Here is a 16,742-nt window from a genome sequence, read left to right as displayed (position 1 = left end):
CTTTGCGTCGTACGACGGATTTGTACGACGAATGCCGTTGCCTGTGGACAACTTTCGGCACGCCCGAGCGGTCCCGGGCATGCTGGCACTCGTCGGCGGAGCGAGGACACCCCCACGCCCCCGCTCCGCCGACCCGATGGGGAGATTCCAGGCATACGGGGGCCTTTGATGCATCCGATGGTGAAGCCCGCGCTGCGGCGCGGCTGGCGTGACCTCAACACCGTGCAGTTCGGTATGACACCGGCGCACGCACTGACACTCGGCCCGGTGGACACGGCGACGGGCAGTTTCCTCGATCTGCTGGACGGCACCCGCGGCCTCGCGCTCCTGCGCGAGGAGGGCCGCCGCATGGATCTGCCCGACGGCCATGTCGACCGGCTGGTGGAGCGGCTGGCACGGGCGGGACTGCTCGACGACGCACGCGGCGGCGGGCCGGAGACCTCCGCACTGCGGGAGAAGAAGCAGGTCATGGACCGGCTGCGCCCGGATCTCGCCGCGCTGTCCCTGATCACGTCGGAACCGGGCGACGCGATAGAGCATCTGACAGCCCGAGGCCGGCTGCGGGTCCAGGTGCAGGGAGCCGGCCGGGTCGGCGTGGCACTGGCCGCGCTGCTGTCGGGAGCCGGGGTGGGCGAGGTGGAGGTGCGGGACGGCGGCCTGGTGGAGCCCGCGGACGTGGCGCCGGGCGGCCTGCCCGCCGAGGCGATCGGCGAGCGTCGGGACGAGGCCGCTCGCCGCGCCGTGCGCCGCGCCGCCCCCGGCCGTCCACCCCGCAGAAAGAAAGGATCACCGGCCGGGACGGACACCCCCGGCCACTCCCTGGTGATCCTCGCTCCCCGGGACGACGTGTCGGTGCACGCGCCCGCTCCCTCGGCGGCGGAGCCGCTGATCGCCTCGGGCACACCGCATCTCTACGCCGGGGTCGTGGAGGGCACGGGTGTGGTCGGCCCGCTCGTGCTGCCGGGCGAGACGGGCTGCGCCGGTTGTCTGCAGCAGGAGCGCACCGACCGGGACCCGGCCTGGCCTCGGCTGGTCGCCCAGTGGCACTCCGGGAGGCGGCGCGCGGCCCGCGCCTGCGATCTGACCCTGGCCACGACGGTCGCCGGGCTGGCGGCGGCCCATGCGCTCGCCTTCCTCGACGGCCGGACCCCGTCGAGCGCGGGCGCCCGCTGGGAGGTCTCCGTCCCCACGCTCCAGTGGCACGCGCGACCGGTATGGCCCCACTCCGCCTGTTCGTGCGGGGCCGCGGGCAAAGGTAAGCAGGAACACACCTCCGAGGACCAGGCATCGCACGCGACAATGGGGGAGCAACGGCATTCGAAGGGGTTACGCCGTACGACGGACGCGGCGCGGCTGGCTGGGACTTGGAGGGCGCATGTCTGATCTTCCCCGGAAGGCGGTCACCCGGACCGCCAAGCTCGCCGCGCTCCCGCTCGGCTTCGCCGGACGGGCGACCTGGGGTCTGGGCAAGAGGATCGTGGGCGAGTCCGCGGAGATCGTCAGCCGCGAGCTGCAGCAGCGCACCGCCGATCAGCTCTTCAAGGTGCTGGGCGAGCTGAAGGGGGGTGCGATGAAGTTCGGGCAGGCCATGTCCGTCTTCGAGTCCGCTCTCCCCGAGGAGGTGGCCGGCCCTTACCGGGCGGCCCTCACCAAGCTTCAGGACGCTGCGCCGCCGATGCCGACCCGCACGGTGCACTCGGTGCTCGCGGAGCGGCTCGGCGAGAACTGGTCCGAGCTGTTCCTGGAGTTCGACGACCAGCCGGCCGCGGCGGCCTCGATCGGCCAGGTGCACCGAGCGGTGTGGCACGACGGCCGGGAGGTGGCGGTCAAGGTCCAGTACCCGGGGGCCGGCGAGGCCCTGCTGTCGGACCTGAACCAACTCAGCCGTTTCGCACGGCTGTTGGGCCCGCTCATCCCGGGCATGGACGTCAAGCCGCTGATCTCCGAGCTGAAGGACCGGGTCTCCGAGGAGCTCGACTACAGCCTTGAGGCGCAGGCCCAGCACGCCCATGCGGAGGAGTTCGCCGACGATCCCGACTTCGCGGTCCCGGCGGTCGTCCACCAGCGCGACCAGATCCTGGTCACCGAGTGGATGGACGGAGTGCCGCTGTCCGAGGTGATCGCCGACGGCACCCGTGAACAGCGCGACCGCGCCGGTCAGTTGCTGTCCCGCTTCCTCTTCTCCGGCCCCGCCCGCACCGGCCTGCTCCACGCCGACCCGCACCCCGGCAACTTCCGCCTGCTGCCCGGCGGGCCGGACGGCGAGGACGACTGGCGCCTGGGCATCCTGGACTTCGGCACGGTGGACCGGCTCCCGGGCGGACTGCCGGACCCGATCGGCGAATCCCTGCGCATGACGTTGGACGGCGAGGCGGAGGCGGTCTACGAACTCCTCTGCACGGAGGGCTTCGTCAAGGAGTCCATCGAGCTGGATCCCGACGCGGTCCTCGACTATCTGCTGCCGATCATCGAGCCGGCCCAGGTGGAGGAGTTCACGTTCACCCGCGGCTGGATGCGCAGCCAGGCGGCGAGGATCGCCGACCCCCGCTCCCCCGCCCACCAGTTGGGCAAGCAGCTCAACCTGCCCCCGGCGTATCTGCTGATACATCGGGTGACGCTGAGCACGATCGGTGTGCTGTGTCAGCTCGGCGCGACGGTCCGGCTGCGCGAGGAGTTGGAGGAGTGGCTGCCCGGGTTCCTTCCGGAGGACGCCCTGGAGGCTCTGGAGGCCCTGGAAGTCGAGGAGTCGGTGGCGGAGGCGTGAGCCGGGGAGCACGGCTTCGAAGCCCGGCGTAGGGGCACGGCCCGAGGGCCCGCTCACCGGACTGTGACGTACCTCACCGCCGGTCCTCGGTGGATCGCTCGGACAACGCACCGCGGGGGCCGGTCCGTTCGGACGGACCGGCCCCCGCGGGGGAGAGCTTCGCCTCCCCTCTCAGGAGGGGAGGCCACCGCTTCAGGTGGGCGTGGTTACTGCATCACGGCCATGGCGAGCGCCCGGCGAGCGCGCATCGAGGCGCGCTCGGCCCGACGCTGCATCCGGCGGGCGGTCGCCAGGCGCGCGGCCTGACGTTCCCGCTCGGCCTCTTGCAGTCGGTCGTGCATATGCGCACGAGCCAGGGCTTCTGGGATGAGTTGCATCTCCCGGGTCCTGTTCTGGCGCGAGTCGTACGCGCCGGTCGTGGTGATGTCTTCGGTCGCGGAGCCTGCGGGCTCGCTGGTGAACGGCTTCATCGGGGCCTGCTTCTTGGGGTCTTGCGTGAGGGGGCGGTCGATCGTTCCTGCGCTGGTGTTCATGCCGTGACCGGGTTCTTGCGCGGGCGACCACGCGGCCGCTTCCGGGCGACGACGACACCCTGGACGAACAGCTCGCCACCCCAGACGCCCCAGGGCTCGCGCCGCTCCTTGGCGCCGGCGAGGCAGGCCTCGACCAGCGGGCAGGTGCGGCAGAGGGACTTGGCGTACTCGACGTCGGCCGGCGACTCCGCGAAGAAGACCTCCGGGTCGTAGGAACGGCAGGGGACGGGTACGCCGAGGTTCTCGATGGCGTCGTCGAGCGCGGTGAGCGCCGTGAGCGGGGTCAAGGTGGAGTCCTCCGTGAGGCCGGGCGGGGGGATCGTTTCGGAAGGCGGTACGGACGGGGCGTGCGCTTCGAGTTGCACGGTTCGTCTTCCTCGTCTGGTCGGTCCGGTCCGGTGGGACCGGTTGTCGGCTGGGTACCGGGTTCTTTTCTTGTCCCGAGGCCCCTTCGCTCCGCCGTCCCCGTTGTTCGGGAAAAACAGAAGGGCCGCGGATCCCGGATGGGGTTCCGCGGCCCTGAAGGCGCCGGCCTGAGTCGATCAGGCTGGATCACTCCAGGGTTCTGGCCCACGGAAGGCCCACATCTGGTGGTGCTGCGTCGTCTGCTTCCGGCTTCCGGCACCGGCTGCCGCAAAGGCATAGGTCAGTGCTTCTGCCTTTACTGCTTCCAGTGCCTCAGTCGGTCGCTCATTGCGCTCGCGGACGGTGAGACCCGCGGGAGCAGCGGAGGAGCAGGCCAGCCGGTCGGCGCGAAGGCCGGACAGACCGGTGCCCAGGACCGAGGTGCCGAGCATGCACGCGGAGACGATCGAGCGATCGTTCAGTTTCGCGGTGGAGCTGATGTTGGTGATGATCACTGGAATCGCCTCCTCTCGGCGTCTCGGGGGACCGGGGGTGAACCCAGTCCGTCGGATATGCAAGTACAGCACGGAATCAGGGCCTTCGAGAAGGCCGCCGTTCCCGTGTCTAAGAACCTATGGGGATTGCTGGGGCATGCGCAAACTATTTTTCCGACGAGTTCGGATCAGTCCTCCGTCGGCCCTCCGTCGGTCCACCGCGGGTCCCGCGTCGGCCCCCGTCACTCCTTGTCTTCGTCCCCGGTGACGTCGTGGCCTGCGCAGATGGCCAGGACGTCGGCTCCGTAGCGGTTGAGCTTGCGCACTCCGACCCCGGGGATCCGCGCGAGCTCGCCGTCCTCCTCGGGGACGGTCTCGGCGATCGCCATCAGCGTCTTGTCGGTGAAGACGCAGAACGCGGGCTGGCCGGCGCGCTGCGCCTGCACCGCCCGCCAGTCCCGCAGCCGTTCGTAGAGGCCCTCGTCCATGTCGGAGGGGCAGTCCTCGCAGCGCATCAGCTTCATCTCGCCGGCCTCGGTGAGGGTGCGCCCGCAGACCCGGCAGCGGGCCGGGGTGCGCTGGGTCCGGCGCGGCGCGGCGCGGCCGCCGACCGCGGCGGCCCCGGTGAAACCGCGCTCGATGCCTCCGGCCCCGCCGGCCCCGCCGCTGCCACCGCGGCCGCCGGAAGTGCCGGAACCGGGCCGCAGGCCGTCGAGGAAGCGGCTGGGACGGCGGCTCGCGCGGCCGCCGGGCGAGCGGGAGAGCGCCCAGGAGACATGGAGGCGCTCACGGGCCCGGGTGACGCCGACGTAGAGGAGGCGGCGCTCCTCCTCGATCTGTTCGTCGGTCTTGGCGTAGCTGATCGGCATCATGCCCTCGGCGACGCCGACCAGGAAGACGACGTCCCATTCAAGGCCCTTGGCCGAGTGCAGGGAGGCCAGCGTGACGCCCTGGACGGTCGGGGCGTGCTGGGCGTTCGCCCGTTCGTCGAGCTCGGCGACCAGGTCGGCGAGCGTCGCGCCGGGCTGGGCGGCGGTGAAGTCATGCGCGAGATTGACCAGCGCGGCCAGCGACTCCCAGCGCTCTCTGACGGCTCCGGAGCCGGCCGGCGGCTGCGAGGTCCAGCCCTCGCCGGAGAGGACGGCACGCACCTGCGAGGGCAGGTCGACGGTGTCTTCGAGGAGGGTGTCGTTGCCGCCGAAGCGGGCGGCGGCGCGCAGCGCGGCGATCGCCTTGCGCACCTCGGGTCGGTCGAAGAAGCGCTCAGCGCCGCGCAGTTGGTAGGGGATGCCGAGGTCGGCGAGGGCCTGTTCGTAGGTCTCCGACTGCGCGTTGGTGCGGAACAGGATGGCGATCTCCGCGGCCGGGACGCCCGCGCCGAGGAGCTCGCGGATGCGGCGGGCCGCGCCTTCGGCCTCGGCGGGCTCGTCGGTGTAGTCGGCGTAGCCGGGCTCGGGCCCGGGGGCGCGCTGGGAGACCAGCTCCAGGCGGTGGTCGGCGGCGCGGCCGCGGGCCTGGGAGAGCAGGCCGTTGGCGAGGTGGACGACCTGGGGGGTGGAGCGGTAGTCGCGGACCAGCTTGACGACCGTGGCGCCGGGGTGGCGGGTGCGGAAGTCGAGGAGGTGGTCGGGGGTGGCTCCGGTGAAGGAGTAGATCGTCTGGCTGGCGTCCCCGACCACGCACAGGTCGTCCCGGTCGCCGAGCCACAGTTCGAGCAGGCGCTGCTGGAGGGGGCTGACGTCCTGGTACTCGTCGACCACGAAGTGCTGGTACTGGGCGCGGACCTGCTCGGCGATGTCGTGCCGGTCCTGCAGCACGGCGACGGTCAGCAGCAGGACGTCCTCGAAGTCGATGACGGCGCGCTCCCGCTTGAGGTCCTCGTAGGCGGCGTAGAGCTGGGCGATCTCGGCGGGGGCGCGGGGGATCTCGCGGCCCGCCTTGGCGGCCGCCAGGGCGTAGTCGGCGGGGACGGTCTGGGTGACCTTGGACCACTCGATCTCCGCGATGGCGTCCCGCAGCTCGCCCCGGTCGAGACGGAGGCGGCAGGCGGCGGCCGCGTCGGAGACGAGCTGGAACTTGCGGTCGACGAGCCGGGGCAGCGAGCCACCGATCGCTTTCGGCCAGAAGTACTGGAGCTGCCGCAGGGCCGCGGAGTGGAAGGTGCGGGCCTGCACTCCCTGGGCGCCGAGCTGGCGCAGTCGGCCCCGCATCTCTCCGGCGGCGCGGTTGGTGAAGGTGACGGCGAGCACGCTGGAGGGGTGCAGGATGCCGGCGCGCACACCGTAGGCGATGCGATGGGTGATCGCCCGGGTCTTGCCGGTACCGGCTCCTGCCAGCACACACACCGGACCGCGCAGGGAGGTGGCCACCTCGCGCTGCTCGGGGTCGAGCCCGTCGAGCACCGCGTCGGCCGAGTCCGGTGCCTGCGGGAACAGGGGGGAGTGCGTTGCTGCTGTCACACGGCCATGCTGCCAGGTCGGCGGAGACGGGCGGGACGGTTGTCCACAGGCGGGCCCTCGCAGTCGTACTAATGCGGCGGACGTCACCTCCGGCCGGTCGCGCCTCGGGGGCGTCCCGGGAATGGTGGCCCTTTCAAGTACGTTCTCCCTCTGCGACCACCCGACCGCTTGACCCCCGGACCCGCCGAAGGAGCACAAAGGACATGCTGGGCACTGTGACGATGTACAGCACCACGTGGTGCGGCTACTGCCAGCGGCTGAAGAAGCAAATGGACCGCGAGGGCATCGCGTACACCGAGATCAACATCGAGCAGGACCCGGACTCCGCGGCGTTCGTCGAGAAGGCGAATGGCGGAAACCAGACGGTGCCGACCGTGCTGTTCCCGGACGGCTCGACGCTGACGAACCCGTCGCTGGCCCAGGTGAAGCAGAAGGTCGGCGCGTAAGGCGCACCTGGAGAGGGCGGCCCCGAGTTACGGGGCCGCCCTTTTGCCTGCCTTGTCTGCTGTCTGTCTTGTCTGCTGTCTGTCTTGTCTGCGCCGGGTCGGGTCTGCGGGCGCCGGTCAGATGAAGGTGCGGGTCGGCAGCGGCTTGCCGTACCAGAGCTCGATCAGCCGGGCCGCGATGGAGATGCCGTAGGGCGGCAGCACATCGCCGGACTCGAAGGCGGCGCCGAGTTCGTCGCGGGAGAACCAGCGGGCCTCGTGGATCTCGTCGCCGTCGACGTCGATGTCGGTGGAGGTCGCGCGGGCCATGAAGCCCAGCATCAGGCTGGACGGGAACGGCCAGGGCTGGCTGGCGATGTACTCGACCTGGCCGACGGTGATGCCGGCCTCCTCGAAGACCTCGCGGCGCACCGACTGCTCGATGGACTCACCGGGCTCCACGAAGCCGGCGAGGGTGGAGAAGCGCCCCTCGGGCCAGTGGACCTGGCGGCCCAGGAGGATGCGGTCCTCGTCGTCGGTGACGGCCATGATCACCGCGGGGTCGGTGCGCGGGTAGTGCTCGGCGCCGCAGGCGGGGCAGCGGCGGATGTGGCCGGCCGCCGCGATGACCGTGCGCTCGCCGCAGCGGGAGCAGAAGCGGTGGGTGCGCTGCCAGTTCTCCAAACCGACCGCGTGCACCATCAGGCCCACGTCCCGGGGTGACAGCAGCAGGCCCGCCTCGCGCAGGCCGGCCGGGCGCGCGGACTGGTCGATCCGGCCGGGCAGCGTGTCCTTCTGGAGGGCGAAGTAGCTGACGCCGTCTTCGTCGTTCCCCAGGAAGTAGCGGTGCGCCTCGGTGAGCGGGGCCTCGAAGGACGGCGTCATGACGAGTTCGGTGTGGCCGTCGGACGTCTCGTCGATGAGGACCTGGCCGCCGGAGACGACGAAGCAACGCGTCGTCGGGTGGCTCCACGCCGCGGCGAGCCAGGCCTCGTCGAGCCGGTGGTGGGCGGCCCGGTCGAGGCCGCTCGGTGCGGTCAGTGAGATGGGTCGATCGGCGTTCTGGTCGGTCCAGGTGGTCACGGGTACTTCCAACTCCCCCGGTGGAACGGTTGTTTCGGCGGGTGGTTCAGCGGGACGTACGGCTGAGGACGACCGGTTCGGGTGGGGTGTCGCGGTGCGGGGCGGTCCGTCCAGTGTGCCCCGCGCGCGCGTGCCCTCCGGACCGAGCGGAGGTGTCAGGGCGCATGACGCCAGTTCTCGGCGAGGTCGCCCCAGAGGTATGCGGTGGTCTCGACGCCCTTGAGCAGGAGATCCAGCTCGACCTTCTCGTTCGGGGCGTGCCAGCCGTCCGACGGGACGGAGATGCCGAGGAAGAGCACCGGGGCGCCGAGCACTTCCTGCAGGTCGGCAGCGGGTCCCGAGCCGCCCTCGCGGGTGAAGCGGACGGGCCCTTCGAAGGCCCGTTCCATGGCGCGGACCACGGACTGCAGGGCGGGGTGGTCCAGCGGGGTCAGGCACGGGCGCGTGGCCGGGCTGAAGGTGATCTCGTGCCGGATCCCGGCGGGCAGCTGCCCGGCGGCCCAGGCGCGGACGGCCTTCTCGACGTGCTCGGGGTCCTGGCCGGCGACGAGCCGGAACGACAGCTTCACGAACGCCGAGGACGGGACGATCGTCTTGCTGCCGGGGCCCTGGTAGCCGCCGCCGATGCCGTTGACCTCGGCGGTGGGGCGGGCCCAGATGCGCTCCAGGGTGGTGTGTCCGGCCTCGCCGTGGGTGGCGTGGGACCTGGCGGTGCGCAGCCACCGGTCCTCGTCGAAGGGCAGCTCGGCGAAGAGCTCGCGCTCGCGGTCGGTGAGCTCGACGATGCCGTCGTAGAAGCCGGGCACGGCCACGCGTGCGTGCTCGTCGTGCAGGGCCGCCACCAGGCGGGCGGCCGCGGTGGCCGGGTTGGGCACCGCGCCGCCGAAGGAGCCCGAGTGGATGTCCTGGTCGGGGCCGAAGAGCCGGATCTCGCACTCGGCGAGCCCGCGCATGCCGGTGCACACCGTGGGGGTGTCCTCGGACCACATGCCGGTGTCGGAGACGATCACGGCGTCCGCGGCGAGCCGCCCGCTCCGCTCCTCGACCAGGGCGCGGAAGTTCGGCGAGCTGGACTCCTCCTCGCCCTCGATCAGCAGCTTGAGATGGACGGCCGGGGCGGGGCGGCCGGTGGCCGCGAGGTGGGCGCGGACGCCCAGGGTGTGGAAGAAGACCTGGCCCTTGTCGTCGGCCGCTCCGCGCGCGTGGAGGCGGTTTCCGTGGACGACGGGCTCGAAGGGGTCGGTGTCCCAGCCGTCCTCACGGACGGCGGGCTGCACGTCGTGGTGGCCGTAGACCAGGACGGTGGGCGCCTCGGGATCGTCGGAGGGCCACTCGGCATAGACGGCCGGTGCGCCGGGGGTGTGCCAGACCTCGGCGGTCGGGAAACCCGTCTCCTTGAGCTTGGCGGCGAGCCAGTCCGCGCTGCGCCGGACGTCGGGGGCGTGGTCGGGCTGCGCCGACACCGACGGGATGCGCAGCCACTCGCAGAGGTCGTCGAGAAAGGCGGCGCGGTGCTGCTCGATGTACGTGCGGACGGCGCTGACGGCACTGTCAACGGGATGGCTCATGGTCACGAGCCTATCGGCCCGCACCGACATCCTGGCCGGGCCCTTGCGCAGGGTTTACTTGCGCGGCCGGTCCGTCGCGGTCGCCGTCGGCGCCGTCTTCCCCGGTCAACAGGCGCTCCAGCGCGGCACGATCGGGCAGACCATCCGGTCGTACGACGTCGCCGGTGCGGACGTAGAGGAACGCCGCTGTGACGGATTCCACGGGCACCCCCTGCTGCTCGGCCCAGGCGAGCCGGTACAGGGCGAGCTGGAGGGGGTCGGCGGTGCGGGCGCGGTGGGTCTTCCAGTCGACGATGTCGTAGGTCGCCGAGGCTCCGTCGCCCTCCTTGTAGACGGCGTCGATACGGCCCCGTACGACGCGCCCGGCGAGGGCGAGCTGGAACGGGGCCTCGACGCGGTGGGGCGTGCGGTGGGCGTACTCGGTGCGCTCGAAGGCGTCCTTGAGGGCTTCCAGATCGCGTTCGTCGGCGATCTCGACGTCGTCGTCCCCGGGCAGCTCGTCCGGTCCCAGCAAGGGGAGGGTCAATTCCTCGAAGCGGGCCTCCACCCATGCGTGGAACCGGGTGCCCCGGCGCGCGGCCGGTTGCGGGGGGCGCGGCATGGGGCGCGCGAGTTCCTGTGCGAGACCGTCCGGGTCCTCGGCCAGCCTCATCACCTGCGAGGCGGTCAGGGTCGTCGGCAGGGGGACCTCCGTGACGCTCCGGCGGGCGCGCAGGAGCTCTCCGGCGAGTGCGTCAAGGTCGCGGTCCCAGGAGGCGACCGCGCGGGCTTCCTCGGGGGTGAGGCGGCTCCCGCGCGGGCGCGTGACGGGAACCTCGGGTGCCGTGCCTTGGTGGGGCACGGCGGGGCGGGCTTCGAGGGGGGCGTCGTCGAGGGGCGCGTCGTGTAGAGGCGCGTCGTCGAGGGGTGCTTCGTCGAACGGGTCGGGCTCGAAGGGGTCGGCTTCGTCGTAGGGCGGCTCGTCCTGGTCCTCGTCGGGCGGTGGCGGCCAGTCCGGGTCGTCGTAGGTGTCCGGGTCGTGGGTGGCGTCGGGGCGGCCGTCCTCGTGCGAGGCGAGGGCCTCCAGGTGGGCGAGGACCGTCTCGGCGGCGGCACGGCGGCGGGTCAGGGCGTCGTCGTCCAGCGGGAGCGGCCAGAGCTGGTCGACCGTCGCCCGGTGCAGGGCGGGGTTCTCCTCGTCCTGCGCCGGTTCGTCCGCCCAGGCTTCGATCTCGCCATGCCCGGCCGCGCAGTGGTCGTGGAGGGCGTGCAGGAAGTCGGACGGGCCGCGGGGCTTCTTCTGGGTGGGGCCCCACCAGTGGCCGGAGCCGAGAAGGAGGGATCGGGGGCGGGTGAAGGTGACGTAGCCGAGACGGAGTTCCTCGGTGTGCTGGTGGTCCTTCATGGCCTCGTGGAAGGCCTTCATGCCCCGCGCGTCCCAGGAGCCGAGGTCGGGGAGCGTGTCGGCGTCGCCGCGCAGTGCGTGCGGCAGCACCTTGGCCTGCGCGGTCCACTTCTCGCGGCCCTGACCGCTGGGGAAGGTCCCGGTGACCAGGCCGGGGACCACGACGACGTCCCACTCCAGGCCCTTGGACTTGTGCGCGGTGAGCACCTTGACGGTGTTCTCGCCGCCGGGGAGGGCGTTGTCGAGGCCCTTCTCGTACTGGGCGGCGGTGCGCAGGAAGCCGAGGAAGGCCAGCAGGCTCGCCTCGCTCTCGTGGGCGGCGAAGGACGCGGCGACGTCGAGGAAGTTCGACAGGGTCTCGCGGCGGCGGGCGGCCAGGGCGTGCGGGGACGCCGACAGCTCGACCTCCAGTCCGGTGACGGCGAGGACGCGGTGCAGGACGTCCATCAGCGGGTCGGCCAGGGAGCGGCGCAGGTCGCGCAGTTCGGTGGCGAGCCGTGCGAACCGCACGCGCGCGTCCGGCGAGAAGGGCAGCCCGTCGTCGCCCGTGGTGCGGCCATCGGCGTAGAGAGGCGTCTCCAGGAAGGTGTCGAGGGCGTCGGCGAGCGAGATCACCTCGGACGGGTCGACCCCCTCGACGGCCTCGGCGAGGCGGCGGTCCGGGTCCTCGTCGCCGCCCCCGCGCGCGTGGCCGACGAGCAGCCGGGCCCGGCGGCCGAGAAGGGCGAGGTCGCGGGGGCCGATGCGCCAGCGCGGGCCGGTGAGCAGCCGGACCAGGGAGGCGTTGGCGCCGGGGTCCTGGAGGACCTCGCAGACGGCGACGAGGTCGGCGACCTCGGGCAGGTGCAGCAGCCCGGACAGGCCCACCACCTCGACGGGGATGTCCCGGGCGACGAGCGCGCCCTGGATCTCCGCGAAGTCGCCGGCCGTGCGGCACAGGACGGCGATCTCGCCGGGCGCCGTGCCGGTGCGCACAAGGTGGGCGACGGAGTCGGCGATCCAGTCCATCTCGTCCGCGTGGGTGGCCAGAAGGGCGCAGCGGACCAGTCCGTCGCGTTCGGCGCCGGGGGCCGGCCGGAGGGCCTCCACGCCCGCGTGCATGGCGCGCAGGGGCTCGGCGAGGCCGTTGGCGAGGTCCAGGAGGCGGCCTCCGCTGCGCCGGTTCTCGCTGAGGGACTGGCGCCGCGCCCTGCTTCCGTCGGTGTGCGCGAAGTGCTCGGGGAAGTCGTCGAGGTTGGCGACGGACGCGCCGCGCCAGCCGTAGATGGCCTGGCAGGGGTCGCCGACGGCGGTCACGGGGTGGCCGGTGCCGCCGCCGAACAGGCCGGCCAGGAGGATGCGCTGGGCCACCGACGTGTCCTGGTACTCGTCGAGCAGGACCACGCGGAACTCGTCACGCAGGATCGGGCCCACCTCGGGGACCTGGGCGAGCTGCGCCGCCAGGGCGATCTGGTCGCCGAAGTCCAGCAGGTCGCGCTCGCGCTTGGCGGCCCGGTAGCGCAGCACCAGGTCGGTCAGTTCGCGCCGGGCGGCGGCCGTCTCGGGCACCTTGCGCAGGTCGGCGTTGGTGAGTCTGGCGCCCTCCAGGGTGTGCAGCAGTCCGGCGTCCCACGTGCGCAGTTCCTCGGGGCGGACGAGGTGTTCGGCGAGTTCGGCGTCGAGTGCGAGGAGGTCGCTGATCAGGTCGGCGAAGGAGCGGGTGAGCGACGGGTAGGGGCCGGGGGCCTCGCGCAGCACGCGCGCGGCGAGCTGGTAGCGGGTGGCGTCGGCGAGCAGCCGGGCCGTCGGCTCCAGGCCGATGCGCAGGCCGTGGTCGGTCAGGAGGCGGCCCGCGAAGGCGTGGTAGGTGGAGATCACCGGCTCGCCCGGCGGGCGGTCGGGGTCGATGAGGTCGGGGTCGGTGACGCCCGCCCTGATCAGTGCCTTGCGGACGCGTTCGGCGAGTTCACCGGCGGCCTTGTTGGTGAAGGTCAGGCCGAGGACCTGTTCGGGGGCGACCTGGCCGGTGCCGACCAGCCACACCACGCGCGCGGCCATCACCGTCGTCTTGCCCGACCCGGCTCCGGCCACGATCACCTGCGGGGCGGGCGGCGCGATGATGCAGGCCGTCTGCTCCGGGGTGAAGGGGATCCCGAGGAGCTCCTTGAGCTGCTCGGGATCGCTGATACGGGCGGGCATGCTGAGAGGCTAACGGCGGGCACTGACAATCGAGGACACACCGCTCACTCCACCACGTGCCGCCCCTCGGGCTGGGAGCTGCAGGACGCCTTGAAGGCGCAGTGCTTGCAGTGGTCGCCGGCGGTCGGGGTGAACCGCTCGTCGAGGACCTTGCCCGCTGCGGTGGCGAGCAGCTCGCCGACCCACTCCCCCTCCAGCGCCTGTTGCGCCTGAATCTTGGGCAGGGTCTCGCCGCCGTCCCGCTGGGCGGCCCCCTGACGGAGTTGGACGAGCTCGGCGCCACCGGGTTGCGGCCGCACGCCGTCGAAGGCATCGTCGACGGCGCCCTCGCGGACGGCCAGCTGATAGACGGCGAGCTGCGGATGGCGGGCCAGTTCGGCCCCCGACACCTTGCCCTTGCCCGTCTTGAAGTCGACGACGTAGGCGCGGCCGTCGCCGTCCGCCTCGACGCGGTCCATCTGGCCGCGCACGCGCACCTCGTAGTCGCCCGCTTCGAGGGTGACGTCGAAGTCGTGCTCGCTGGCAACGGGCGTGCGACCCGCGCGGTCCATGACATGCCACTGCAGGAAGCGTTCGAGCGCCACGCGTGCGTGTGCTTTCTCCTGCGTGGACTTCCAGGGCGCGTCGAAGGCGAGCGCGTTCCACACGGAGTCGAGGCGTTCCATGAGGACGTCGAGGTCGGCCGGGGTGTGCCCGGAGGCGACCTCGTCGGCGAGGACGTGCACGACGTTGCCGAAGCCCTGGGCGGCGGTGGCGGGGGCGTCGGCCTTCACCTCGCGCCCCAGGAACCACTGCAGGGCGCAGGTGTTGGCGAGCTGGTCCAGGGCGCTGCCGGAGAGCACGACGGGCTGGTCGCGGTCGCGCAGCGGCACCTTGCTCTCGGTCGGCTCGAACATGCCCCACCAGCGGTACGGGTGGGCGGACGGCACCAGGGGCCGGCCGTCCTCGTCGGCGAGCGCGGCCAGCCGGGCGAGGCGGTGGGCGGCGGCCTCCCTGAGGGCGGCGGAGACGCGCGGGTCGACCGTCGTGGCGCGCAGTTCGGCGACCAGTGCGGCGACCGACAGGGGGCGGCGCGGGCGTCCCGTGACGTCCTTGGGTTCGACGCCGAGCTCGGTCAGGAAACGGGAGGGCTGGTCGCCGTCGTCGGCGGGCGCCTTGACGGCCGTGACGACGAGACGCTCGCGCGCGCGGGTGGCTCCCACGTAGAAGAGGCGGCGCTCCTCGGCGAGCAGCGCCCCCGGGGTGAGCGGCTCGGCGAGTCCGTCGCGGCCGATGCGGTCGGCCTCCAGGAGGGAGCCGCGGCGGCGCAGGTCCGGCCACAGACCCTCCTGGACGCCGGGCATGACGACCAGGCCCCATTCCAGGCCCTTCGCGCGGTGGGCGGTCATCAGGCGCACGGCGTCGGGGCGCAGGGCGCGCCCGGTGAGGGTGTCGGCGGCGATGTCCTCGGCCTCGATCTCGGCCAGGAAGTTCAGGGCGCCCCGGCCGCCGGTGCGCTCCTCCGCGCGCGCGGCGGTGGCGAACAGCGCGCACACGGCGTCCAGGTCCCGGTCGGCGTTGCGGCCGGCCGCGCCGCCGCGCCGGGCGGCCCGCTCCAGGCGCGCGGGCCAGGGCGTACCGTCCCAGAGGTCCCACAGCGCCTCCTCGGCCGTGCCGCCGCCCGCGAGACGCGCGCGGGCCGTCGCCAGCAGCGCGCCGAGGCGCTGGGCGCCGCGCGCGTACGTCGGGTCATGGGTGACCAGCCGCTCCGGTTCGGCCAGGGCGCGCGTGAGCAGCTCGTCGGAGGGCGGCGGCAGCGCGTTGCCCGCGGCGCGCTCCTCCTCGCGCAGCGCGCGTCCGAGGCGGCGCAGGTCGGCGGCGTCCATGCCGGCGAGGGGGGAGACGAGGAGGGCGAGGGCGGTTTCGGTGTCGAGCCAGCAGGCGTCCGCGCCCTCGGCGTCCTGATCCGCCGTCGGCGGCGGCGCGGCTTCCGCCGTCGCGACCGCGCGCAGGGCCGACAGCAGCGGCGCCACCGCCGGTTCGTGGCGCAGGGGGAGGTCGTCGCCGTCGATGTCGAGGGGGACGCCGGCGGCGGTGAGGGCGCGGCGGACCGTCGGGATGGTGCGGGAGCCGGCGCGGACCAGGACGGCCATCTCGCTCCAGGGCACGCCGTCCTCCAGGTGGGCGCGGCGCAGGATGTCGGCGACGTTGTCCAGCTCGGTGCCTGCGGTCGGGTACGTGTAGACCTCGACCCGGCCGCCGGCGCGTGCGGCGGCCAGTTCGCGGTGGGCGCGGACCTTCTCGGCCGGCAGGCGGGTCAGCGGCATCCGCTGGGTGACCAGCCGGGTGGCGGCCAGGAGGGCCGCTCCGGAGCGGCGGGAGGTGCGCAGGACCTCGACGGGGGCCGGGCGGCCGTCGGGGCGGGGGAAGGCCCCGGGGAAGTCCAGGATGCCGTTCACGTCGGCGCCCCGGAAGGTGTAGATCGACTGGTCGGGGTCGCCGAAGGCGACGAGGGTGCGGCCGCCGCCGGCGAGGGCGTGCAGCAGCCGCACCTGGGCCGGATCGGTGTCCTGGTACTCGTCGACGAACACGGCGTCGTACTGCGCGGCGAGCCGCTGGGCGACCTCGGGGCGGTGGGCGAGGAGCACCGCGCGGTGGACGAGTTCCGCGTAGTCGATCACGCCGTGCAGGTCGAGCACGTCGAGGTACTCGGCGAGGAAGGCGGCCGCGGCGCGCCAGTCGGGGCGGCCGATGCGGTGCGCGAAGGCGTCCAGGGACGCGGGGTCGAGGCCCAGTTCGCGGCTGCGGGCAAGCACCGCGCGGACCTCGTCGGCGAACCCGCGCGTGGTGAGACAGGCGCGCAGTTCGTCGGGCCAGCGCACGTGCGCGAGGCCGAGCCGTTGCAGGTCGAGCTGACCGGCGAGCAGCTCGCGGACGGCGACGTCCTGTTCGGGGCCGGACAGCAGCCGCAGGGGCTCCACAAACAGGTCGGCGTCCTGGTGGGCGCGGACGAGGGCGTAGCAGTACGAGTGGAAGGTGGTGGCCTGGGGCGCGCGGGCGGCGCCCATGCGCTGCGCCATCCGGTCCCGCAGCTCGACGGCCGCCTTGCGGCTGAACGTGAGCACCAGGATGCGCGCGGGGTCGCCCCCGCGGGCGATCCGGGCCGCGACGGACTCGACGAGCGTGGTGGTCTTTCCGGTGCCCGGGCCCGCGAGGACGAGCAGCGGGCCGGCGCCGTGGTCAACCACGGACCGCTGCGCGGCGTCCAGACGAGGGGGATCCGGCCGGGCCGGCGGGGTACGGACCAGTCGGTAAGCGCCACGGTTCCCCTGTCGCCCCTGGGGGTGCGACAGGCGCCTGGTGGAGGAAGAGGAGCTCACGTGGTTCGCCGGTCCTGGTGGGTGTGCTGGTTGAGGGAGCACCGCTTCGGGAGAGCGGTGGCCGCGGGATGAGCGGGACGCGTGCGGCCGACGCTACGCCGACGGGCGGTCCGGAAGGGTTGCTTCCGGTTCCTCCTCCGACGCATTCGA

Annotated in this window: 11 protein-coding genes; 3 read left to right on the top strand and 8 right to left on the bottom strand. The window is 73.0% G+C overall.

Annotation, left to right across the window (positions count from 1 at the left end):
* Positions 1–168 precede the first annotated feature (168 nt).
* Both ACWCPF_RS09815 and ACWCPF_RS09810 read left to right on the top strand, forming a co-directional pair.
* Positions 169–1,383, top strand: coding sequence for a TOMM precursor leader peptide-binding protein (locus ACWCPF_RS09815; protein WP_451044457.1), 1,215 nt, complete (start codon positions 169–171; stop codon positions 1,381–1,383).
* Entirely contained in the window at positions 1,376–2,764 is a 1,389-nt protein-coding gene (locus ACWCPF_RS09810; protein WP_451044456.1) for an ABC1 kinase family protein, read from the top strand. The genes ACWCPF_RS09815 and ACWCPF_RS09810 overlap by 8 nt, the downstream gene beginning before the upstream one ends.
* Positions 2,765–2,970: 206 nt before the next feature.
* On the opposite strand, the gene ACWCPF_RS09805 is transcribed toward ACWCPF_RS09810, so the two are convergent.
* From ACWCPF_RS09805 to ACWCPF_RS09790, 4 genes are all read right to left on the bottom strand, one after another.
* On the bottom strand, positions 2,971–3,297 hold the full coding sequence (locus tag ACWCPF_RS09805) for a hypothetical protein (protein ID WP_451044455.1): 327 nt from the start codon (positions 3,295–3,297) through the stop codon (positions 2,971–2,973).
* Positions 3,294–3,662 (bottom strand): WhiB family transcriptional regulator, encoded by a 369-nt coding sequence (locus ACWCPF_RS09800; protein WP_030038270.1) that lies wholly within the window; start codon positions 3,660–3,662, stop codon positions 3,294–3,296. Before ACWCPF_RS09800 ends, ACWCPF_RS09805 begins: the two co-directional genes overlap by 4 nt.
* A 177-nt stretch (positions 3,663–3,839) precedes the next feature.
* Positions 3,840–4,157 carry a hypothetical protein gene (locus tag ACWCPF_RS09795; RefSeq protein ID WP_451044454.1) on the bottom strand — a complete coding sequence of 106 codons (318 nt, stop codon included), beginning with the start codon at positions 4,155–4,157 and terminating at the stop codon, positions 3,840–3,842.
* Between the two features lie 221 nt (positions 4,158–4,378).
* Entirely contained in the window at positions 4,379–6,595 is a 2,217-nt protein-coding gene (locus ACWCPF_RS09790) for an ATP-dependent DNA helicase UvrD2 (RefSeq protein ID WP_451044453.1), read from the bottom strand.
* Between the two features lie 203 nt (positions 6,596–6,798).
* On the opposite strand from ACWCPF_RS09790, the gene ACWCPF_RS09785 reads away from it, so the two are divergent.
* Complete coding sequence (locus ACWCPF_RS09785; protein ID WP_351903091.1) at positions 6,799–7,041, top strand: mycoredoxin; 243 nt, start codon at positions 6,799–6,801, stop codon at positions 7,039–7,041.
* A gap of 117 nt (positions 7,042–7,158) precedes the next feature.
* Here ACWCPF_RS09785 and nudC read toward each other — a convergent pair whose 3' ends face one another.
* The 4 genes from nudC to ACWCPF_RS09765 form a co-directional block, all read right to left on the bottom strand.
* Positions 7,159–8,103, bottom strand: a complete 945-nt coding sequence (nudC, locus tag ACWCPF_RS09780; protein ID WP_451044452.1) for an NAD(+) diphosphatase — start codon at positions 8,101–8,103, stop codon at positions 7,159–7,161.
* Between the two features lie 155 nt (positions 8,104–8,258).
* Positions 8,259–9,671 carry a dipeptidase gene (locus ACWCPF_RS09775; protein ID WP_451044451.1) on the bottom strand — a complete coding sequence of 471 codons (1,413 nt, stop codon included), beginning with the start codon at positions 9,669–9,671 and terminating at the stop codon, positions 8,259–8,261.
* 10 nt (positions 9,672–9,681) lie between these two features.
* Positions 9,682–13,233 carry a UvrD-helicase domain-containing protein gene (locus ACWCPF_RS09770; protein ID WP_451044450.1) on the bottom strand — a complete coding sequence of 1,184 codons (3,552 nt, stop codon included), beginning with the start codon at positions 13,231–13,233 and terminating at the stop codon, positions 9,682–9,684.
* Between the two features lie 44 nt (positions 13,234–13,277).
* Entirely contained in the window at positions 13,278–16,592 is a 3,315-nt protein-coding gene (locus ACWCPF_RS09765) for an ATP-dependent helicase (RefSeq protein WP_451044449.1), read from the bottom strand.
* Between the last annotated feature and the right edge of the window lie 150 nt (positions 16,593–16,742).

It is taken from the genome of Streptomyces sp. NPDC001858 (assembly GCF_053594615.1).
This window is presented reverse-complemented; position numbering and strand designations above follow the sequence as displayed.